The organism is Streptomyces sp. NPDC097129 (genome assembly GCF_055668065.1).
The window spans coordinates 59,181-78,785 of record NZ_JBVOQE010000013.1; the positions used below are offsets into that span (position 1 = coordinate 59,181).

Genomic DNA, 19,605 nt, shown 5'->3' on the forward strand with positions numbered 1-19,605 from the left:
CCGCCCCGCGGGAACCCTCGGGCTCACTTGGCCATGATCAGGCTCATCGCCTCGTTGCGGGTCGCCGCGTCCCGCAGCTGACCGCGCACGGCCGAGGTGATGGTCTTCGCGCCCGGCTTGCGGATGCCGCGCATCGACATGCACATGTGCTCGCACTCGATGACCACGATGACCCCGCGCGGCTCGAGGATCTCCATCAGGGCGTCCGCGACCTGCGTGGTGAGCCGTTCCTGCACCTGCGGGCGGCGGGCGTAGACGTCCACGAGCCGCGCCAGCTTGGACAGCCCGGTGATCTTCCCGCTGGTGGACGGGATGTAGCCGACGTGGGCGACGCCGCGGAACGGCACCAGATGGTGTTCACAGGTGCTGAACACCTCGATGTCCTTCACCAGCACCATCTCGTCGTGCCCCAGGTCGAACGTCGTCGTCAGGACGTCCTCGGGCTTCTGCCACAGACCCGCGAATATCTCCCGGTACGCCCGGGCCACGCGCCCCGGCGTCTCCTTGAGGCCCTCGCGGTCCGGGTCCTCACCGACCGCGTAGAGGAGTTCACGCACGGCGTTCTCGGCGCGCTTCTCGTCGAACTCGCCGATCGTGCCCTCGCTGTCCAGCGTCACGGGGTCGGTCATCTGGGTTCCTCGTTCCTGTACCTGTCACGCGTGGGACGCCCACGCGATCCGAACCGCGGTATACGAAAAACCGCGCCCCCCAGGCTAAAACCCGGGGGGCGCGGCATCCATTCCGGCCCGGTGGCCGAAACGGCTAGCTCTCGGGACGGTCCTCACGCGACGGCTCGGTCGTGGAGGCGGGGTCCGCCGCCGTCGACTTCGCCGTGCTGATCGCGGCCGTCGCGCCGTTGGCGCCGTTCGTCATGGCGAGCTCCTTGGGGGAGAGCACCGGCGGACGGGTGGACGGCGTACGCCGGGAGGAGCCGGTCCAGGCGGGACGCGGCGGGCGCTTGACGATGGGGGCGAAGATCTCGGCGATCTCCTCCTTGCCCAGCGTCTCCCTCTCCAGCAGCTGCAGGACGAGGTTGTCGAGCACGTCGCGGTTCTCGACCAGGATCTCCCAGGCCTCGTTGTGCGCGGTCTCGATGAGCTTCTTGACTTCCTCGTCCACCAGCGCGGCGATCTCCTCGGAGTAGTCGCGCTGGTGAGCCATCTCACGGCCCAGGAACGGCTCGCTGTTGTCGCCGCCGAACTTGATCGCGCCGAGACGCTCGGTCATGCCGTACTGGGTGACCATCGCGCGGGCCAGGTTGGTGGCCTTCTCGATGTCGTTCGCGGCGCCCGTGGTCGGGTCGTGGAAGACCAGTTCCTCGGCCGCGCGACCGCCCAGCATGTAGGCGAGCTGGTCGAGCATCTCGTTGCGGGTGGTGGAGTACCTGTCCTCGTCCGGCAGCACCATCGTGTAGCCCAGGGCACGGCCGCGGGACAGGATGGTGATCTTGTGGACCGGGTCGGAGTTCGGTGAGGCCGCCGCGACCAGGGCGTGACCGCCCTCGTGGTACGCGGTGATCTTCTTTTCCTTGTCCGACATGATGCGGGTCCGCTTCTGCGGGCCGGCGACGACGCGGTCGATCGCCTCGTCGAGCATCTTGTTGTCGACCAGCTTCTGATTGGAGCGGGCCGTGAGCAGCGCGGCCTCGTTCAGCACGTTGGCGAGATCGGCACCGGTCATGCCGGGGGTGCGCCGGGCGACGGCCGACAGGTCGACGTCCGGGGCGACCGGCTTGCCCTTCTGGTGGACCTTGAGGATCTCCAGTCGGCCCTGCAGGTCCGGCGGATCGACGGCGATCTGCCGGTCGAAGCGGCCCGGACGCAGCAGCGCCGGGTCGAGGATGTCGGGCCGGTTGGTGGCGGCGATCAGGATGACGCCGCCCTTCACGTCGAAGCCGTCCATCTCGACGAGCAGCTGGTTCAGGGTCTGCTCGCGCTCGTCGTGACCACCGCCGAGGCCGGCGCCGCGGTGGCGGCCGACCGCGTCGATCTCGTCGACGAAGACGATCGCCGGGGCGTTCGCCTTGGCCTGCTCGAACAGGTCACGGACCCGGGAGGCACCGACACCGACGAACATCTCGACGAAGTCGGAACCGGAGATCGAGTAGAACGGGACGCCCGCCTCGCCGGCCACGGCGCGCGCGAGCAGGGTCTTGCCGGTACCCGGGCGGCCGTAGAGCAGCACGCCCTTGGGGATCTTGGCGCCGACGGCCTGGAACTTGGCCGGTTCCTGGAGGAACTCCTTGATCTCCTGGAGCTCCTCGACGGCCTCGTCACAGCCGGCGACATCGGTGAACGTCGTCTTGGGGGTGTCCTTGGTGATGAGCTTGGCCTTGGACTTGCCGAAGTTCATCACGCGGCTGCCGCCGCCCTGCATCTGATTCATCAGGAACAGGAAGACCACCACGATGAGGACCAGGGGCAGCCCGAGGGAGAGCAGGATCCCGAGGAACGGGTTCTGCTTCGAGGGCGAGACCGTGTAGCCCTTCGGGATCTGCTTGTCCTGGAACTTGGTCTGCAGCGTCCCGGCGATGGTCACGCCCTGGTCGCCGATGTAGCTGGCCTGGATCTTCGAGCTGCCGTCGACCTTGACGCCGTCCTTCAGCTCTACCTTGATGTTCTGCTCGTCGCCGGTGGTGAGCTTGGCCTGCTCGACCTTGTTGTCGTTGATGGCCTGGACGACCTGGGAGGTGTCCACCGTCTTGTAGCCGCCGGACGAGCCGACGACCTGCATCAACACGACCACGGCAAGGACGGCCAGCACGATCCACATGACCGGCCCACGGAAGTATCGCTTCACGTCCATCCACACGGAGCGGTGCCGCCCCGTCCCTCCTGCCATAGTGAGTTTGATAAGACAGTTCTTCTGACGGTACCCCAGCCTTGGCGTCCGAAGCCGCACGGGAGCGCTGGCGAACCCGTCTGCATGCTCCAACGGAGGGAGGCCCGCCGGGGTTCCCGATCGTCGCAGGAACCGTGCCCGGCTGGGCTAGCCGCCGTAGACGTGGGGCGCGAGCGTACCGACGAACGGCAGGTTGCGGTACTTCTCGGCGTAGTCGAGTCCGTAGCCGACGACGAACTCGTTGGGGATGTCGAAGCCGACCCACTCCACGTCGATGGCGACCTTGGCGGCGTCCGGCTTGCGCAGCAGCGTGCACACCTTCAGCGAGGCGGGCTCGCGCGAGCCGAGGTTGTTGATCAGCCAGGACAGGGTCAGGCCGGAGTCGATGATGTCCTCGACGATCAGGACGTGCCTGCCCTTGATGTCGGTGTCGAGGTCCTTGAGGATCCGCACCACGCCGGAGGACTGGGTGCCCGCGCCGTATGAGGAGACGGCCATCCAGTCCATGGTGAGGGGGGTGGACAGCGCCCGGGCCAGGTCGGCCATGACCATCACCGCGCCCTTGAGGACACCGACGATCAGCAGGTCCTTGCCCGCGTACTCCGCGTCGATCTTCGCGGCCAGCTCGGCCAGCTTCGCGTCGATCTCTTCCTTGGTGATGAGCACCTGCTGAAGGTCGGCACCCATGTCTTTCGCGTCCACCCGCATCACTTTCGGTCGGTCGTCCCACCGGCCGGTCCGGCCCCTGCCGCCGGTGCGGAGGGGTCGGGACTCAGCCTTGCCGAATCACCAGTCTGCCACCCTGGCGCTGGGCGACGACTTTGCCCGGCAGATTGATGGCTCCCTGACCGCGCCAGCCGGTGATCAGCCGGTCCATCTCCTCGATGTGCCGGGCGAAGAGGGAACCGGCCGGGGCGCCGGCCTCGATGGCGGCGCGGCGCAGGATCCGGCGGCGCACGGCGGGCGGCAGGGCGTACAGCTTGGCGCACTCCAGCCGGCCGGCCGCGTCGCGCACACCGGCCTCGGCCTGGCTGGCCCAGGCGTCGAGGGCGTCGGCGTCGTCGCGGGAGAGCTGGGCCGTACGGGCAAGGGCCTCGACGACGCCCTTGCCGAGGGCCTTCTCCAGGGCGGGCAGGCCTTCGTGGCGCAGCCGGGAGCGGGTGTAGGCGGGGTCGGCGTTGTGCGGGTCGTCCCAGACGGGCAGGGACTGGACCATGCAGGCCTTGCGGGCGGTCTGCCGGTCGAGCTGGAGGAAGGGACGCCGGTAACGGCCGCCGGCCCCCGAGACCGCGGCCATGCCGGACAGGGAGCGGATGCCGGAGCCGCGGGCGAGGCCGAGCAGGACGGTCTCGGCCTGGTCGTCGCGGGTGTGGCCGAGCAGGATCGCGGCGGCGCCGTGGCGTTCGGCGGCGTCGTCCAGGGCGGCGTAGCGGGCGTCGCGGGCGGCGGCCTCGGGGCCTCCGTCGCGGCCGACGGTGACCGCGGTGGACTCCACGGGCGCAAGGCCGAGGCCGGTCAGGCGCAGGACGACTTCGGCGGCGCGCAGGTCGGAGCCGGGCTGCAGGCCGTGGTCGACGGTGACGCCGCCGGCGCGGATGCCGAGGCGGGGGGCCTCGAAGGCGAGGGCGGAGGCGAGCGCCATGGAGTCGGCGCCGCCGGAGCAGGCCACGAGCACGAGCGGCGCGGGAGGGCGCTCGAGGACGGTGTGCCCGGCGGGGGCGGCAGCCGGGGAGGCGTGCTGTTCGGTGAGGATGTCGTGGAGGACGCGGCGGACCGCCAGGCGTATCGCCGCGACCGCGGGATGGGGACCCATGTCCGGTTCCCTTCAGGAAGCTCGTCGGGGGGTGAACCCGAGTCGGTCACTCAGAGTGTGTAGATGGTGACAGAAACGGGCGGTGACCCGAGCATTGCACGCCTGTCCACGGCTCACGGTCCCTCGGACGGGTGATTGAAGGGGCGTTCTCCTGCCGTCGGCCGGGTCGCGTTCACCACGGTGGTCCGCCGTTCACGCCTCGGGCCTGCGGTGCACCCGCGCGACCCAGTCCGCCGGTTTGGAGAGTTCCGCCTTGGTCGGCAGCGTGTTCGGAGAGGTCCACACCCGGTTGAAGCCGTCCATGCCGACCTCGTCGACGACCGCGCGCACGAAGCGCTCGCCGTCCCGGTACTGCCGCAGCTTGGCGTCCAGGCCGAGCAGCTTGCGCAGGGCGAGGTCCAGGCGGGAGGCGCCCTTGGCGCGGCGCTGCTGGAACTTCTCGCGGATCTCGGCGACGGAGGGCACGACGGACGGGCCGACGCCGTCCATCACGAAGTCGGCGTGGCCCTCCAGCAGGCTCATCACGGCGGTGAGGCGGCCGAGGATCTCCCGCTGGGAGGGGGTCTGCACCAGCTCAACCAGGGAGCGCCCGCCGTCGTCCTCCTCGCCCTCGGGGCGGCCGCCGGCCAGTGACTGCGCGGCCTCCCGGACGCGCTCCAGGATGGTCATGGGGTCGACGTCGGTCTCGGCGAGGAACGACTGGATCTCGCCCTCCAGGTGGTCGCGCAGCCAGGGCACGGCGCTGAACTGGGTGCGGTGCGTCTCCTCGTGCAGGCACACCCAGAGGCGGAAGTCGTGCGGCTGGACGTCGAGTTCGCGTTCCACGTGGACGATGTTGGGGGCGACGAGCAGGAGACGGCCGCCGCCGTGTTCGCCGGCCGGGAGCTCGCGGGTGGAGGGGGCGAAGGTCTCGTACTGGCCGAGGACGCGGGAGGCGAGGAAGGACAGCAGCATGCCCAGTTCGACGCCGGTGACCTTGCCGCCGACGGCGCCGAGGACCTGACCGCCGGGGGTGCTGCTGCGGCGCTCCTGCATCTTCTCCAGCAGCGGCTTGAGGATCTCGCGGAAGCCGGCGACGTTGGCCTTCACCCAGCCGGGGCGGTCGACGACGAGGACGGGGGTGTCGTGGATCTCGCCGGTCCCCATACGAGTGAAGCCCCGGACGTGTTCCTCCGAGGCCTTGGCGTGGCGGCGCAGTTCCGTGACGACGTCACGGGCCTCCTCACGGCTGACCTCGGGTCCCGGCCGTACGAGCCGGGTCGCGGTCGCGACCGCCAGATTCCAGTCGATCATCCCAGCAGATGCGGCACCACCGATGCTCGTCATGTGTCAACCGTACGTGAGCGTTCCCGCTTGGGGCAGGCCGTGGGAGCGGCCGAGCGGGTGGGCGCCGGGACACCGGGACCGCGGCGGCGACGGTGGCCGCCGGGCGTCCGGGGCGGCGCGGGGTTTCTCAGCCCGCCAGTGCTGTGGCCGCCCGGTCCAGGGCCCGTTGGGCCGCTTCGGGGTCCGTCGTGTCCGCGGCCAGGAAGGCGAAGGCCAGGACGTGGCCCTGGCGGTCGACGACCGTGCCGGCGAGGGCGTTGACGCCCGTCAGGGTGCCGGTCTTGGCGCGGACGATGCCGGCCGCTCCGTCGGCGTAGCGGGTGGTCAGGGTGCCGGTGAAGCCGGCGACGGGGAGGCCGGTGAGGACGGGGCGCAGGTCGGGGCGGGCCGGGTCGGCGGCGGTGACCAGGAGGGCTGTCAGGAGGTGTGCCGTGAGGCGGTCGGTGCGGTCGAGGCCGCTGCCGTCCTTGAAGGCGGCCCCGGTCAGCGGCAGCCCGAGCCCGGCGAGCTGCCGGTGGACGGCCTCGCCGCCGCCCGCGAAGTCGGCGCGGACGCCGGTGGCGAGGGCGGTCTGGCGGGCCAGGTGCTCGGCGATGTCGTTGTCGCTGTTGGTGAGCATCCGCTCGACCAGGTCGGACAGCGGCGGGGACGTCACCGTCGCGAGCGTCTGGGCGCGCGCGGTGGCCTTGGAAGGGCCGGGGGACTTGGTGCGGATGCCCTGGGCGTGCAGGAGGCCTGCGAAAAGGCGGGTGGCGTCCGCCGCGGGTTCGGCGGAGCGCGGCGCGGGACCGGACGCCGAGTCGTCGGTGCGGGCCTCGTCCACCATGAGGGCGGTGACGGGGGCGAGGTTCTCGTTGACCCCGATGGGGTGAAGTTCGGGACCGGCGTACAGGCTCGTGTCGTAGGACAGCGTCACCTCGTTCACGCCGCGCTTCCTCAGGGCGGCGGCCGTGGACGCGGCGAGGGTGCGCAGGCTCGCCCAGTCCCCGGCGTCCGCGCGGGCGGTCAGGGTGGGGTCGCCGCCGCCGACCAGGATCAGCTCGCGGGTGTCGGGCTCCAGCACCGCGCGCGTGGTGAGGCGGTGGTCGGCTCCCAGGGCCGAGAGGGCGGCGACGGCCGTGGCGATCTTCGTGGTGGAGGCGGGCGTGAGCGCGTCGTCGGCGCCGATGCCGTACAGGCGCGTGCCGGTGGTCAGGTCGACGACGACGGCCGCGTGCCGGTCGCCGAGGGCGGGGTCCCTCAGCAGCGGGCCGAGGAGTCCGGACAGGGCCGGCCCGCCGGGTGCGGACCGTACCGAGGTCGCGGGGCCGCCGAGGCCGGTCAGGACGGCGGGGGCGCTGGGCGCGGGCCGCGGCACCCCGCCCGCCGCGCCGGACGATCCGGACGAATCAGACGTACGGCCGTGATCTGCGCCACCCGTGCCTTCCTGGGCGGCGGCCCACTCCCGTTCGGCCGTACGCTGACCCGAGTCCCAGGGTCCGGCGGCGGTGACGACGCCGGCGGCCAGTGCGAGACCGACGGTGGCGGCACCGGCCGTGTACTGCCAGGTCCTGACGGGCTGCGTCCGGGTGGCGCGCATGCCGCGCAGCCGGGCGGCGGTGGTGGCGGCAGCGCGTCGCAGTCGCGGCCGTACGGTGTGCGCGATCCGCGCCATGTGCCCTCTCGCGGCCCGCCAGGGCCTCAGTTCCGGCACGACCACCAGCCCCTTTCGCGATCACACACTGGCGTGAGGGACACTTAATCACCCGAAGTATGTGTTGATCATGGAGGAGCCACCGGTGGAGTTCGACGTCACGATCGAGATCCCGAAGGGTTCGCGGAACAAGTACGAAGTGGACCACGAGACGGGTCGGATCCGCCTGGACCGGCACCTCTTCACCTCGACGGTCTACCCGGCCGACTACGGCTACATCGAGGGCACCCTCGGCGAGGACGGCGACCCGCTGGACGCGCTGGTCATCCTGGACGAGCCCACCTTCCCCGGCGTGCTGGTGAAGTGCCGCGCCATCGGCATGTTCCGCATGCGTGACGAGGCCGGCGGCGACGACAAGGTGCTGTGCGTGCCGGCGTCCGACCCGCGGATGGAGCACCTGCGCGACATCCACCACGTCTCGGAGTTCGACCGCCTGGAGATCCAGCACTTCTTCGAGGTCTACAAGGACCTGGAGCCGGGCAAGAGCGTCGAAGGCGCCAACTGGGTCGGCCGCTCGGACGCCGAGGCCGAGATCGAGCGCTCCATCAAGCGCCTGGGGGAGCACGGCGGCCACTGAGGCCTCCGCACGCCCCAGCAGACCGGTGACGGGCCGCACGCGCACGCGTGCGGCCCGTCCGGCGTCCGGGCGCATACTGAGGCCTACGGAGTGTCGTACAGGGAGTGCTGCTGCAAGTGAGCGAGGCGGAGGACCGCAAACCGCAGTCGGACGAGGCGAGGAGCAGCTACGACTCCGAGGTCACCTCGGAGTTCACCATTCCCGAGGGGCTCGCCGTGCCCAAGGTGGGCGGGGAGTCGGAGACGACGTCCGAGTTCGCGCTGCCGGACGGCCTGGAGGCGCCGCAGCCGGCCGGGGCGGAGCCGGAGGGGTCGGCGTTCAGCCCGCCGAGGACCTACAGCGCCAAGAGCGCCCCGCCGGCCTTCACCCCGCCGGGCGGGACACCCGCCGTCAGCCTCACCAAGGACGTCCCGTGGCAGGACCGGATGCGCACGATGCTGCGCATGCCGGTGACGGAGCGGCCGGCGCCGGAGAAGGCGCACAAGCCCGAGGAGGGCGGTCCGGCCGTCCCGCGCGTGCTGGACCTCACGTTGCGTATCGGCGAGCTGCTGCTGGCCGGCGGCGAGGGCGCCGAGGACGTGGAGGCGGCGATGTTCGCGGTGTGCCGCTCCTACGGCCTGGACCGCTGCGAACCGAACGTCACCTTCACCCTGCTGGCGATCTCCTACCAGCCCTCGCTCGTGGAGGACCCGGTCACCGCGTCGCGGACCGTACGGCGCCGGGGCACCGACTACACGCGGCTCGCGGCCGTGTTCCGGCTCGTGGACGACCTGAGCGACCCGGAGAACCACCTCTCCCTGGAGGAGGCCTACCGGCGTCTGGCGGAGATCCGACGCAACCGGCACCCGTTCCCCAGCTGGGTGCTGACGCTGGCGAGCGGGCTGCTCGCCGGCGCGGCCTCCCTGCTGGTCGGCGGTGGCGTGCAGGTGTTCGCGGCGGCCTTGGTGGGCGCGATGCTCGGCGACCGGCTGGCGTGGCTGTGCGCGGGACGCGGGCTGCCGGAGTTCTACCAGTTCACGGTCGCCGCGATGCCGCCGGCCGCGATCGGCATCACGCTGACCCTGGCGCACGCGGACGTGAACGCGTCCGCCGTCATCACCGGTGGGCTGTTCGCCCTGCTGCCGGGGCGCGCGCTGGTGGCGGGCGTGCAGGACGGCCTGACCGGCTTCTACATCACCGCCTCGGCGCGGCTGCTTGAGGTGCTGTACTTCTTCGTCGGCATCGTCATCGGCGTGCTGCTGATGCTCTACGTCGGCGTGCAGCTCGGGGCGCACCTCAACCCCGATGCGGCGCTGAGGCTCCAGCCACGGCCGCTGATCCAGATCGCCGCGTCGATGCTGCTGTCGGCGACCTTCGCGGTGCTGCTCCAGCAGGAGCGCTCCACGGTTCTCGCGGTCACCCTCAACGGGGGTGTGGCGTGGGTCGTGTACGGCGCGATGCACTACACCGGGCGCTTCTCGCCGGTGGCGTCCACGGCCGTGGCGGCGGGGCTCGTGGGGCTGTTCGGGCAGTTGCTGTCGCGCTACCGGTTCGTGTCGGCGCTGCCCTACACGACGGCGGCGATCGGGCCGCTGCTGCCGGGCTCCGCGACGTATTTCGGGCTGCTGTCGATCGCGCAGAACGACGTCGACAAGGGGCTGGTGTCCCTGACGAAGGCGGCGGCGCTGGCCATGGCCATCGCGATCGGGGTGAACCTGGGCTCGGAGATCTCCCGGCTGTTCCTGCGGGTCGGCTCCGCCGACAAACGCCGCGCCGCGAAGCGGACGAGGGGCTTCTGAGCTGTCCCTCAGCCCTGGTTGTACGGGTACTGGCCGTTGTGCGGCTGCTGCCGGCCGTAGTCCTGCGGGTGCTGCTGGGGGTACGGCTCCTGCGGGTACTGCTGCTGCGGGTACGGCTCTTGCGGGTACGGCTGCTGCGGGTACTGCTCGCCGTAGTGCTGGTCGCCGGAGTACTGGTTGCCGTACTGGTCGCCGTAGTACTGGTCGCCGTACTGCTGCGGGTGCTGGGGCTGGGGCTGGTGGTCCGGCGTCGGGTCGATGCGGCGCAGCTGGGTCGTCGCGTCGTCGCGCACCGGGGGCACCGCGGCGGCGGCCGGAACCGGCTGCTGCTGCCGCGGAGCCTTCTTGTTCTTCGCGCGGGCGCGCAGGAACTCGATGGCGATGGGGACCACCGACACGAGGACGATCAGGATCAGGATCGCCTCGATGTTGTTCTTGACGAAGTCGATGTTGCCCAGCCAGGAGCCCAGCAGGGTCACGCCCGCGCCCCACAGGACGCCGCCGATGACGTTGAACAGCAGGAACGAGCGGTACCGCATGCCGCTGACGCCGGCGACGATCGGCGTGAACGTGCGCACGATGGGCACGAAACGGGCCAGGACCAGGGACTTCGGGCCGTACTTCTCGAAGAACTCGTGCGCCTTGGCGACGTTCTCCTGCTTGAACAGGCGCGAGTCGGGGCGGTTGAACAGGGACGGGCCGACCTTCTGGCCGAACATGTAACCCACCTGGTCGCCGAGGACCGCGGCGGCGCAGATCAGGGCGATCGCTCCCCACAGAGGGAAGTTCAGCTGGTGGGACGTGATCAGCAGACCGCAGGTGAACAGCAGCGAGTCACCCGGCAGGAAGAAGCCGATCAGCAGCCCCGACTCCGCGAAGACGACCAGGAGCAGGCCCCAGATGCCGAACGTGTCGAGAAGGTAGTTCGGATCGAGCCAGCTCGGGCCGAGGGCAAGCGTCGTCACGGTTCCGGGCTCCTGAGAGGGTGGGGAAAGTACGGCGGCAGGTAGCGCCCGCCCAAAGCTATCAACGCACGGTGAACGGCCGGGGTTCCCCGGCCTCTCTCAGGATGCACCCCGCGCCGCCCGGTACGAAGCTGTGGACCATGGGCATCGACGATTACGGCGGCGGCCAGACGCCCCAGTCGGACGTACTGGTCGTCACCACGAACGACGTACCGGGTCACCGGGTGCAGCAGGTCATCGGCGAGGTGTTCGGCCTGACCGTGCGCTCCCGGCACATCGGCAGCCAGATCGGCGCCGGTCTGAAGTCGCTGGTCGGCGGCGAGCTGAGGGGGCTGACCAAGACCCTCGTGGAGACCCGCAACCAGGCGATGGAACGGCTGGTGGAGCAGGCACGCGCGCGTGGCGCCAACGCCGTGCTCGCGTTCCGCTTCGACGTGACGGAGGCGGCCGACGTGGGCACGGAGGTGTGCGCGTACGGCACGGCGGTGGTCGTGGGACCCGATCAGCCCACCTGACCGGGCGCTTCTTCCGCGTGGCCGGAGCGGGGAACCGCTGAGGTCCGCCCACCCGCTCGTGCCCGCCGTGCCCGCCCGTGCACCTCCGTGCCGGGCGCCGCGTGCGCGTGCTACGCGGCGGACGCGGCCACGGGTCCGGCCGTCGCGGCCCGACCGGTGAGTGCCGCGCGCTTGCCGCTCTGGTCGAAGACGTACAGCAGAGCCGGGTGCGTGGCCCCGAAGGCCAGGACGAAGCGGTTGAGTCCCATGAACTGCCCGATCCCGAGGTGGAAGAGCGTCATGGAACCGAGGAACGCCTTCGCCGCGGGCTGGGGCAGGACGAAGACCAGCGGGAAGCCGACCTCCGCGGCGATCGTTCCCCACGTCACGAGCTTCCCCGCCATCGGGTACTTGTGCACGAGCCGGTAAACGCGCTGGTCTCCGTAGTTGTGCGTGCGGATGACCCCGCTGAACGCCTCTCCGCTGAGCCAGACCGGCGACACCAGCTTCACCACGCCGGACGCGACGTAGGAGATGGTCGTCTCGAGCGCCAGCGCGCGCATGGCCACGTCGCGGGCCTTGTCGCCGTCCTTGAAGGTGCCGGTCGAGGCGAGGACGACGTTGATCACCTGCTGGAGCTGGTCGGCGCCATCCCCGCCGAAGGGGGAACGCAGCCGTCCGGCCGCGCCCGTCACCGCCAGGACGGCGCTGCCCGCCGTGCGTACTCCCCGCTTGTGGCCCCAGATCAGCGTCGCGGCGGAAGCACCCGCCTGCACCCCGTACAGGGCGATGGCCGCCTTCTTCGACTCGAGGGCGCGCGTCAGCCGGGGAAAGCGCCGGGCGAACCTGGGGCGCATGTTCGCCACCTGGCCGCTGAGCATTTCCCCGTCTTCGAACTTACGCGTCTGGCTCAGCATTTCCAGTGCGGAGACCAGCGTGCCCAGCGAAGCCACTCGGCGTGCCGTGACCTCGGGTGGAGCGCTGAGGAACATGGATGGGTGCTCCCGGTGATGTGATGCGAGTACGGTGGAATGGACAACGGCGGCACGGTATGCGTATCGGGCGTACCGTGCCGCCGTGTCGTTCATCAGGCGGAGTCAGGGATGCCGGTCGGCATCGCCTGCCGGCCCCTTGTTCAGCGCTGGATGTCCTTGGTGACCTCGTGCAGCGCGTAGGCGGTGGCGGAGGTCACGGCGACGCCCTCGGGGGTGGCGAGGGTGGCCAGCGGGGTCAGCATGGTCGGGGTCGCGTCGTTGCCGATGCGGCCCGGACGCACGTCGGTCAGCTCGGTGTTGGCGAAATCAGCCACGACAGACATGGTGGTGTCCTCTTTCTCTCAGGGATGGAGCGGGTTCTCCAGCCGTTCGGCGGGAGGGCGCGGACTCACGCGTCACCGGGGTGCCGAGTGAGCTCGCAGCTTCCAGTCGAGGGGGCCGGTCGGCTCGCTAGGCGGCTGCCGGCGACGGAGCGTCGGCAGGGGTGACATCCCCCTCCAGCGGGAACTCCAGGGAGACGAAGACCGGTTCGATGTGCCGGTCCTCGGGGCTGGTGGGGTACGAGTGCAGCAGCATGAACTGGCTGTGCGAGGCGCCGTCGGCGTGGGGCAGGTGGAGCTGGATGTACCGGGCCAGCAGCCGGTACCCCGATGCCGTGGTCACCGGGAGCACCTGCGAGCCGAAGGCGACCGCCTGGGCGAGGGTGTGCTGGGTCGCGTCGAACAGGGCCTTCGGGCTGCGGTTGCGCGCGTTCCATGCCAGCGCGTACCAGGGCCGGTCGTGCACGACCGGGACCTCCGTCCACTCGCCCGGCGTCCCGTCCGTGATGTCCCGGTAGAGCAGATGGTTGTCCTTCACTCCCGGGTTCGGCCCGAAGAAACGCCAGTTGGGAGTCGGTATGCGCAGCCGTCCGCGGTTGAGCAGCCCGTCGAACCGCTGCTCGGGGATCTGCGCCGCGGCGGTCGCGACCAGCCAGGCCGCGAGCGACGTGGTGACGGCGGCGACCTTCGCCCGTTCGGTGTTCACCTTGATGATCACGCCGGTTCCCTCTCCCGGTCCGTGGCACTCTCGTCGGCCCGGCGTCCCGTGGTGGACGGCCGCCACGAGGAGCCGAGCGGCCCCGACGGCGGGTCGCCGGCGATCAGCTGCGCCACCTCCTCGGCGTGCTGCCGTACCGCCAGCAGCGATTCGTGGTCGGAGCCGTCGACGAAGTGGTGCCGGGCCTGTTCGGAGATGACGGCGAGCCTGGCCTGGATGCCGGCGTGCAGCGTGTTGTCGCCGATGTTGTTCTCCGCCGTGACGACGGTCAGGGGGCAGTCCAGCGCGGTGAGTTCCGGGTAGGTCATCGCGTCCCGGTACTCCCGGTGGGCCGTGGCCCACGTGCGGGGCGTCGCCAGGAAGGCCCGGTAGCTCCGGTTGATTTCCGGGCGGTACTGCTGGTTGACGTTCATGGCGGGGCGGAAGACCGAAAGCCCCGTGGCGGCGAACAGCTGTTCCATCAGCATCCGCTGGTGGGACCAGCGGTCGACGTCGGTCCGGCGGGCGTGGCGCAGACTGACGACCTCGGTGGCGTCGATCATGACCACCTGGGTCACGCCGTGGACCGCGTCCGGATGCAGCGACGCGTAGGCCGCGACGAAGTACCCGCCCAGGGAGTGACCCGCCAGCACGAGGGGAAGGCCGGCGATGTAGGTGTCGCGCAGCTCCTGCAGCAGCTCGAAGTGCCCCTCGATGCCGTACTGGGTGTCCGGCGTGCTGAGCCCGTAGCCGGGACGGTTGAAGCGCACGTACCCCATGTCCTCGGGAAGCGCGTCGCAGACCCAGTCCCAGTACTCCTGGGGCGCGCCCATGCCGTTGTCGAGCAGAACGGCGCGCCGTGCCCGCGGCGGGATGTGCACGCACACCTCGACGAGCTTGCCGTCGGGCCTTTCGTGCAGCAGGTAGCGGCGCGCACGCTCGTTCCTGCCGGTGTACCGCGTTATTGCTCCGGTCAGAAGGCTTGCGCCGGCCAGTCCGGCAAGACCGACAGCGAACTGGCGCTCCAAAGACGCCACATTCCCTCCCCCGTGATGTGAAGTGACCGTCTGCCCGAAAAGCTAACACGCATGGCCGGGCCAAAATTATGAGTTAATTGACCATCCGTCCCGGGCGAGTTCTCCCACGGGGCTGCGGCGGGCGAACGCCCATGCCCCGCCCGTATTTCCGGAGTTCCATGTAGAGTTCGCCGATCGTTGCTTTCAGCATGGCGTTTTCTTTGGCGAGCTCGGCCATCCTGGACGCTTCTTCGGTGTCTTTGCCGCCTTCACCGGCGAGGCCGTTGCGGCCTCCCTCAAGAAACTGTCTGCGCCAGTTGGACACCGACTGCTCGGACACCCCTGCTTCCCGCGCGGCTTCCGCCGCTGTCAGTTCACCGCTCATCACTCTGACCACCAGGCCGAGTTTCTTGTCTACCGGAAGTGCTGGCGGACGCCCCACGGGCAACCCCCTCATGGCCTACCGCGTGCTGGGTGTGGTGTGCTCAGGGCTTGACGTAGCAGCACATGAACAGGGGCGCCGCGGCGCTGTACGGGGTGCCGTCCCACCGCGACATGCGGGACTCCGGCTCCAGCCCGGCCGCGCGTGCGTAGCCGTCGACGTCGTCGGGAGTGGTCAGCCGGGTGATCTCGTTGCCCACCCTGGTGGTGCCGTCGGCCTGGTAGAGGATGTGCGAGCACTGCCACAGACCGCCGTCGAGCAGGGTGGAATGGGTCTGCACCCCGGTCCCCGGCTCCGGGTACGGGACGAAGTAGGTGGTGCGGGCCCGGCCCTCGTGCAGTTCCAGGATGGCCGGCTTGTTGTGCGTCTCGATCACGAGCCGGCCACCGGGGAGCAGCAGGTCCGCCGCACGCTGGACGGCGCGCTGCTGGTCCTCGCGAGTGAGCAGGCAGGACAGGGTCGCGCAGACGCAGTACACCAGCCCGTAGCGGGAATCGGAGGTGTAGGTGCGGATGTCCCCGTGCACGGGCGTGACGTCGCCGCCGTCGGTCAGTTTGGCGCGCAGCGCGTCCAGCATCTCCAAAGAGGAGTCGACGCCGGTGACATGACCGACGCTCCGGGAGAGCGGGAGGGCGATCCGTCCGGTGCCGACGCCCAGTTCGAGGGTTCCGGCTTCGGGGGCGGGGTGGCGGGCCGCCAGTCCTCTCACGGCTTCGGCTGTGACCCTGTCGTCCGGGATCAGCCGGTCGTACCACCCCTTGAACTGCCTCCCGTAGCCTATGTCGTCGACTGTGGTTTCCACAGGTATTCCCCCTAGCACTGACCCCACTGCATACCGATGGGAGCGTCACTAAGCCGAGGGGCCGGCGGCCGGGCACAAAGACAGATGCCGGCTACATCGGTTGCGGACAGATCCGCAACCGCCCGCGTGGTTGGTCAGACGCAGCGCGGTAACGCCTCAACGGAGTCTGTGGGGTGACTTCGTTGTCTCCACCGTATCAAAGGCAATCCGGGCCGTCCCATGGATACCGGGCGCGGGCTGCGTCACACCGCACACTGGAATAACGGCAATTGAGGATTCATCAGCTCCGTGCATCCCGCGTTATGCCCGTCGCCGGCGATGTCGCGGGCGGCTCCCGGCCGGGGCCCAGGGCGGGAACGTCGCGTATCCCGAAACAATGGCGAAGTGCGGAGCGCGCGGCCAGATATCCCGACATTCCGTGCACACTGGGGCCCGGAGGAGTGGCCGCGGAACACAGAAAGACTCCGGGCAGCGGCGTGCGGTAGGGGTCGATACGGGGCACCGGTCGCGCGATGCTCTGGTAGAGCGTCATCGCCCCGGTGCCGATGTCGCCGCCGACGTAGTTGGGGTTGTACGCCTCGTACGCGGCAGCGGCGACGGAGCGATGTGCGACGACGGTGTCCGTGAACCCGGGGGCGTACCGCTCGATGCGCTCCCGGACCAGGTCGTACGGGTCGGTGGGGTCCCCGTTGGGCACGTGCGCGTACGCCCACACCGGGCGCTTGCCCGGCAGGGCCCGCCCGGGGTCGACCGCTGCCGGGTCCACCACGAGGACGAACGGCCTCCCCGTCCGCACTCCGCGGGCGTTCGCCGTCTCCTGCCGCACCATCTCGGCGTGCGTGCCTCCCAGATGCACCGTTCCGGCGCGGCCCACCGCCGGGTCGGCCCAGGGGATCGGCTCGGACACCAGGAAGTCGACCTTGGCGGCGCCCGGACCAGGACGGAACCGCTCGAGCCGGCGGGCGTACGCGCGGGGCAGCCGGCCGCCGGCGAGAGCCAGGAAGCCCTTGGTGCCGGTGTCGAGCAACACGGCCCGGGCACCGCGCAGTTCGGCCAGGTCCGTCACACGGTGTCCGGTGTGGAAGACGCCGCCGTGCGCGGTGATGTCGTCGGCCATCGCCTGGGCGATCCGGCCGCTTCCGCCGCGTGGCAGCGGCCACCCCGTCCCGTGCGCGAGGTGCCCCAGCAGCATGGCGACCGCCGCGGACGCGATGCTCGGCAGCCTGCCGACCGCGTGCGCGGCGACACCGGTGAGCAGCGCGGGCGCCTCCTCGCCCCGGAAAAGGGCCGAGCCGAGCCCGCTGCCGTGCAGCGCCACCCGGCTCGCCAGCAGCAGGGCCGCCGTGGGATCTTCGGGCAGCCGGCGCTGTCCGGACAGGACGAGGTCGACGACGGCCTCGCTGCGTCCCAGCAGCGGGCCCATCAGCCGCCTCCAGGCGGGACCGTCGACGCCCAGGTGCTCGCAGGTCTTCGCCAGGGAACGATGGGCGAGGGCGGCCCGGCCCCCGTCCAGCGGATGCGCGTAACTGATCTCCGGCCGCAGGAGCTCGACCCCGCGGGCCGCCAGGTCGAAGCGGCGGAAGAACGGGGAGGCGGCGGCCATGGGGTGGACGGCGGAACAGATGTCGTGCACGACGCCGGAGTCGAAGAGCGATGCGGTGCGCAGCCCTCCCCCGATGGTCTCGGCCGCCTCGTGCAGCTCCACGCGCAGACCGGCGCGCGCCATGACCACGCCCGCGGCCAGGCCGTTGGGCCCGGTGCCCACGATGGCGACGTCCGGAGTGCTCACCACTGCCTCTCATTCCTGCCGAGTCGAAGCTGCAACGTCTGCTCAACCGTTCCGGCGTACGCCGGCCGGCCGGCTGTGACGGGGGGCGTGGGCGCCCGCGGTTGTCCGTGTTGTTCGGCGGCGGCGCCGGGTGCGGCGCGCAGTTGGGATGCGGCGAGGCGCCGGTAGAGCTCGTCGCGCACCATCAGGTCGTCGTGCACGCCGACGGCCCGGACCCGGCCTTTCTCCAGCACCACGATCCGGTCCGCGTCGATCACCGTGGAGATCCGGTGGGCGATCGCGATGACCGCGCATCGCTCGGAGACCCGCCGCAGCACCTCGCGCAGGTCCCGCTCCGTCTCGGAGTCCAGGTGGGAGGTGGCTTCGTCGAGCAGCATGACCGCGGGTCGCTGCAACAGCGTGCGGGCGATGCACAGCCGCTGCCGCTGGCCGCCGGACAGCCCGCTGCCCTGGTCACCGAGTTCGGTGTCGAGGCCCTGCGGCAGACGCGCGATCACCGAGGTGAGCCCGGCCATCTCCACGGCTTCCCGGATGGCGTCCTCACCGGCGGTGGGATGGGCGTAGGTCAGGTTCTCCCGGAGGGTGCCGCGCATGGCCGCGCTGTCCTGCTGGACGTACCCCACCAGCCCGCGGACCGTGTCCAGGGGCAGGGCCTCGATGTTCCGCCCGCCGAGCCGCACGCGGCCCGCGTCGACCGCGTAGAAGCGTTCGATCAGCTGGAACAGGGTGGTCTTGCCCGCGCCCGACGGCCCGACCACCGCCGTCAGCCCCCGCGCCGGCACGCTGAAGGAGACTCCGTCAAGCACCTGCGTCCTCTCCGCCCGCTTCCCCCGCCGGTAGGCGAAGCGCACGTCCTGGAACTCGACCGCCGGCTCGTGCGGGTCCAGCACTCCGAGCGGAGCGGGGTCCGCACCGGCCGTCTCTTCGCCCTCCTGGGGCAGCCGGGCCAGCTCGTCCACCCTCTGAATGGCGGCCCGGCCCTGGACGAACTGGCCCACCCCCATGAAGAACATCACCAGCGGCGACACCAGCTGGAACAGATACATGATGAACGTGGTCAGACTGGCCATGTCCATCTCTTTGCGGGCCACCCAGGACATGCCGACCCCGACGACGACGGCCAGGGCGCCCTGCGTGCCGACGTTCATGGACGGCATCAGCAGCGCGTTGTACGCGTTGACCCGTATGCCCGAGCGGCGCACCCTCCCGGCCAGCTCGCCGACGCGGGCGGCCTCGCGTGTCTCGGCGCGGGACGCCTTCACCGTGGGCAGCGCGGCGAGCACACGCTGGGTGCCGTCGGCGAACGCGCCGGTGTCGTCCCTGTTGCGCAGCGCCTCCTTGCGGAGTTTGCGGGCGAGCACGACGGAGATGAGGCTGGCGGCTGCCAGGCAGCTCACGGTGATGAGCGTCAGCGGCAGATCGATGAGGAACATCAGCACGACGCCGCCGATGACCGTGGCGCCGCTGACGATCAACTGGGCGAGGCTCTGCGAAAGGGCGATCCGCACCAGTGAGGTATCGGTGACGGCGCGAGTGAGAATATCCCCCTGGGTTTGATGGGCGAATGCCGTGAGATCGACGCGCAGAATACGGCCGAGGAGAATGCGGCGGACGTCGAAGACGATGTTCTCCCCGGCCCGCCCGATGGCGTACGCCTGGAGGGAGGAGAAGAGGGCGCCGGCGCAGAAAAGCGCGACGAGGCGGGTGACGGGGCCGGTCATCGAGGTGCCCGCGCCCGCCGCCTCGATCAGCTGCCCGATGGCCCACGGCTGGGCGAGCGAGGCGCCCACTCCCAGCAGGCCGAGCAGTACCCCGGTGACCAGCAGCCCGGCGTGCTGCCGGGCGACGCTCGCGACCGACCCGGCGTGGTTGACGACCGACCCGGCGACGCTCGCGACCGACCCGGCGTCGTTCGCGGTTCTCCCGGCTCCCGGGCTCGCGTGTGCCCCGTGCATCGCCATCAGCGCGCTCCCCCCGCTTTGCCGACGGTCACGCGAAGATGCCCGGACCGAATATGCGGGCCGCCGCCAATGCCGTCGCCAAGGCGCTCAAGCTAA

Annotated in this window: 18 protein-coding genes; 3 read left to right on the top strand and 15 right to left on the bottom strand. The window is 70.7% G+C overall.

Annotation, left to right across the window (positions count from 1 at the left end; all coding sequences use genetic code 11):
• Positions 1-23: 23 nt before the first annotated feature.
• From folE to dacB, 6 genes are all read right to left on the bottom strand, one after another.
• Positions 24-629, bottom strand: coding sequence for a GTP cyclohydrolase I FolE (folE, locus tag AC0B9F_RS31305; protein WP_472008203.1), 606 nt, complete (start codon positions 627-629; stop codon positions 24-26).
• Positions 630-762: 133 nt separating this feature from the next.
• Positions 763-2,805 carry an ATP-dependent zinc metalloprotease FtsH gene (ftsH, locus tag AC0B9F_RS31310; RefSeq protein WP_472008500.1) on the bottom strand — a complete coding sequence of 681 codons (2,043 nt, stop codon included), beginning with the start codon at positions 2,803-2,805 and terminating at the stop codon, positions 763-765.
• Between the two features lie 183 nt (positions 2,806-2,988).
• Positions 2,989-3,549 (bottom strand): hypoxanthine phosphoribosyltransferase, encoded by a 561-nt coding sequence (gene hpt, locus AC0B9F_RS31315; RefSeq protein WP_184975300.1) that lies wholly within the window; start codon positions 3,547-3,549, stop codon positions 2,989-2,991.
• Between the two features lie 64 nt (positions 3,550-3,613).
• Positions 3,614-4,654: a tRNA lysidine(34) synthetase TilS gene (gene tilS / locus AC0B9F_RS31320; RefSeq protein WP_472008204.1), complete on the bottom strand. Its 1,041-nt coding sequence runs from the start codon at positions 4,652-4,654 to the stop codon at positions 3,614-3,616.
• Between the two features lie 192 nt (positions 4,655-4,846).
• Positions 4,847-5,980 carry a zinc-dependent metalloprotease gene (locus AC0B9F_RS31325; protein WP_472008205.1) on the bottom strand — a complete coding sequence of 378 codons (1,134 nt, stop codon included), beginning with the start codon at positions 5,978-5,980 and terminating at the stop codon, positions 4,847-4,849.
• Positions 5,981-6,107: 127 nt separating this feature from the next.
• Positions 6,108-7,679, bottom strand: coding sequence for a D-alanyl-D-alanine carboxypeptidase/D-alanyl-D-alanine endopeptidase (dacB, locus tag AC0B9F_RS31330; RefSeq protein WP_472008207.1), 1,572 nt, complete (start codon positions 7,677-7,679; stop codon positions 6,108-6,110).
• A 79-nt stretch (positions 7,680-7,758) separates the two neighbouring features.
• Between dacB and AC0B9F_RS31335 the strand changes: the two genes are divergently transcribed.
• Complete coding sequence (locus tag AC0B9F_RS31335) at positions 7,759-8,250, top strand: inorganic diphosphatase (RefSeq protein WP_472008502.1); 492 nt, start codon at positions 7,759-7,761, stop codon at positions 8,248-8,250.
• Between the two features lie 116 nt (positions 8,251-8,366).
• On the top strand, positions 8,367-10,028 hold the full coding sequence (locus tag AC0B9F_RS31340) for a threonine/serine exporter family protein (RefSeq protein ID WP_472008209.1): 1,662 nt from the start codon (positions 8,367-8,369) through the stop codon (positions 10,026-10,028).
• Positions 10,029-10,036: 8 nt separating this feature from the next.
• Here the strand turns inward: AC0B9F_RS31340 and AC0B9F_RS31345 are convergent, their stop codons facing one another.
• Positions 10,037-10,993 (bottom strand): DedA family protein, encoded by a 957-nt coding sequence (locus tag AC0B9F_RS31345; RefSeq protein WP_472008210.1) that lies wholly within the window; start codon positions 10,991-10,993, stop codon positions 10,037-10,039.
• Between the two features lie 140 nt (positions 10,994-11,133).
• Here AC0B9F_RS31345 and AC0B9F_RS31350 point away from each other — a divergent pair, with 140 nt between their 5' ends.
• Entirely contained in the window at positions 11,134-11,508 is a 375-nt protein-coding gene (locus AC0B9F_RS31350) for a YbjQ family protein (protein ID WP_472008212.1), read from the top strand.
• A gap of 110 nt (positions 11,509-11,618) precedes the next feature.
• On the opposite strand, the gene AC0B9F_RS31355 is transcribed toward AC0B9F_RS31350, so the two are convergent.
• From AC0B9F_RS31355 to AC0B9F_RS31390, 8 genes are all read right to left on the bottom strand, one after another.
• A complete protein-coding gene (locus AC0B9F_RS31355) occupies positions 11,619-12,479 on the bottom strand; it encodes a hypothetical protein (RefSeq protein ID WP_472008214.1) in 861 nt (286 codons plus the stop codon).
• Positions 12,480-12,622: 143 nt separating this feature from the next.
• Entirely contained in the window at positions 12,623-12,796 is a 174-nt protein-coding gene (locus AC0B9F_RS31360; protein ID WP_472008216.1) for a linaridin family RiPP, read from the bottom strand.
• A gap of 136 nt (positions 12,797-12,932) precedes the next feature.
• On the bottom strand, positions 12,933-13,520 hold the full coding sequence (locus AC0B9F_RS31365; protein WP_472008218.1) for a hypothetical protein: 588 nt from the start codon (positions 13,518-13,520) through the stop codon (positions 12,933-12,935).
• A complete protein-coding gene (locus tag AC0B9F_RS31370) occupies positions 13,517-14,536 on the bottom strand; it encodes an alpha/beta fold hydrolase (protein ID WP_472008220.1) in 1,020 nt (339 codons plus the stop codon). Before AC0B9F_RS31370 ends, AC0B9F_RS31365 begins: the two co-directional genes overlap by 4 nt.
• Positions 14,537-14,609: 73 nt before the next feature.
• The gene (locus tag AC0B9F_RS31375) at positions 14,610-14,972 is read right to left on the bottom strand and encodes a transposase (RefSeq protein WP_472008222.1); all 363 of its coding nucleotides are present in this window, start codon (positions 14,970-14,972) and stop codon (positions 14,610-14,612) included.
• Positions 14,973-15,000: 28 nt separating this feature from the next.
• Positions 15,001-15,759, bottom strand: a complete 759-nt coding sequence (locus AC0B9F_RS31380; RefSeq protein ID WP_472008224.1) for a class I SAM-dependent methyltransferase — start codon at positions 15,757-15,759, stop codon at positions 15,001-15,003.
• A 280-nt stretch (positions 15,760-16,039) separates the two neighbouring features.
• Positions 16,040-17,548 carry a phytoene desaturase family protein gene (locus tag AC0B9F_RS31385; RefSeq protein WP_472008227.1) on the bottom strand — a complete coding sequence of 503 codons (1,509 nt, stop codon included), beginning with the start codon at positions 17,546-17,548 and terminating at the stop codon, positions 16,040-16,042.
• The gene (locus AC0B9F_RS31390) at positions 17,545-19,509 is read right to left on the bottom strand and encodes an ABC transporter ATP-binding protein (protein WP_472008229.1); all 1,965 of its coding nucleotides are present in this window, start codon (positions 19,507-19,509) and stop codon (positions 17,545-17,547) included. Before AC0B9F_RS31390 ends, AC0B9F_RS31385 begins: the two co-directional genes overlap by 4 nt.
• Positions 19,510-19,605 lie beyond the last annotated feature (96 nt).

Bases quoted from the DNA above. Each gene is read 5' to 3' on its own strand.
- folE (WP_472008203.1), bottom strand. From the start codon at position 629: ATGACCGACCCCGTGACGCTGGACAGCGAGGGCACGATCGGCGAGTTC.
- ftsH (WP_472008500.1), bottom strand. From the start codon at position 2,805: ATGGACGTGAAGCGATACTTCCGTGGGCCGGTCATGTGGATCGTGCTG.
- hpt (WP_184975300.1), bottom strand. From the start codon at position 3,549: ATGCGGGTGGACGCGAAAGACATGGGTGCCGACCTTCAGCAGGTGCTC.
- tilS (WP_472008204.1), bottom strand. From the start codon at position 4,654: ATGGGTCCCCATCCCGCGGTCGCGGCGATACGCCTGGCGGTCCGCCGC.
- AC0B9F_RS31325 (WP_472008205.1), bottom strand. From the start codon at position 5,980: ATGACGAGCATCGGTGGTGCCGCATCTGCTGGGATGATCGACTGGAAT.
- AC0B9F_RS31350 (WP_472008212.1), top strand. From the start codon at position 11,134: ATGGGCATCGACGATTACGGCGGCGGCCAGACGCCCCAGTCGGACGTA.
- AC0B9F_RS31355 (WP_472008214.1), bottom strand. From the start codon at position 12,479: ATGTTCCTCAGCGCTCCACCCGAGGTCACGGCACGCCGAGTGGCTTCG.
- AC0B9F_RS31375 (WP_472008222.1), bottom strand. From the start codon at position 14,972: ATGAGGGGGTTGCCCGTGGGGCGTCCGCCAGCACTTCCGGTAGACAAG.
- AC0B9F_RS31390 (WP_472008229.1), bottom strand. From the start codon at position 19,509: ATGGCGATGCACGGGGCACACGCGAGCCCGGGAGCCGGGAGAACCGCG.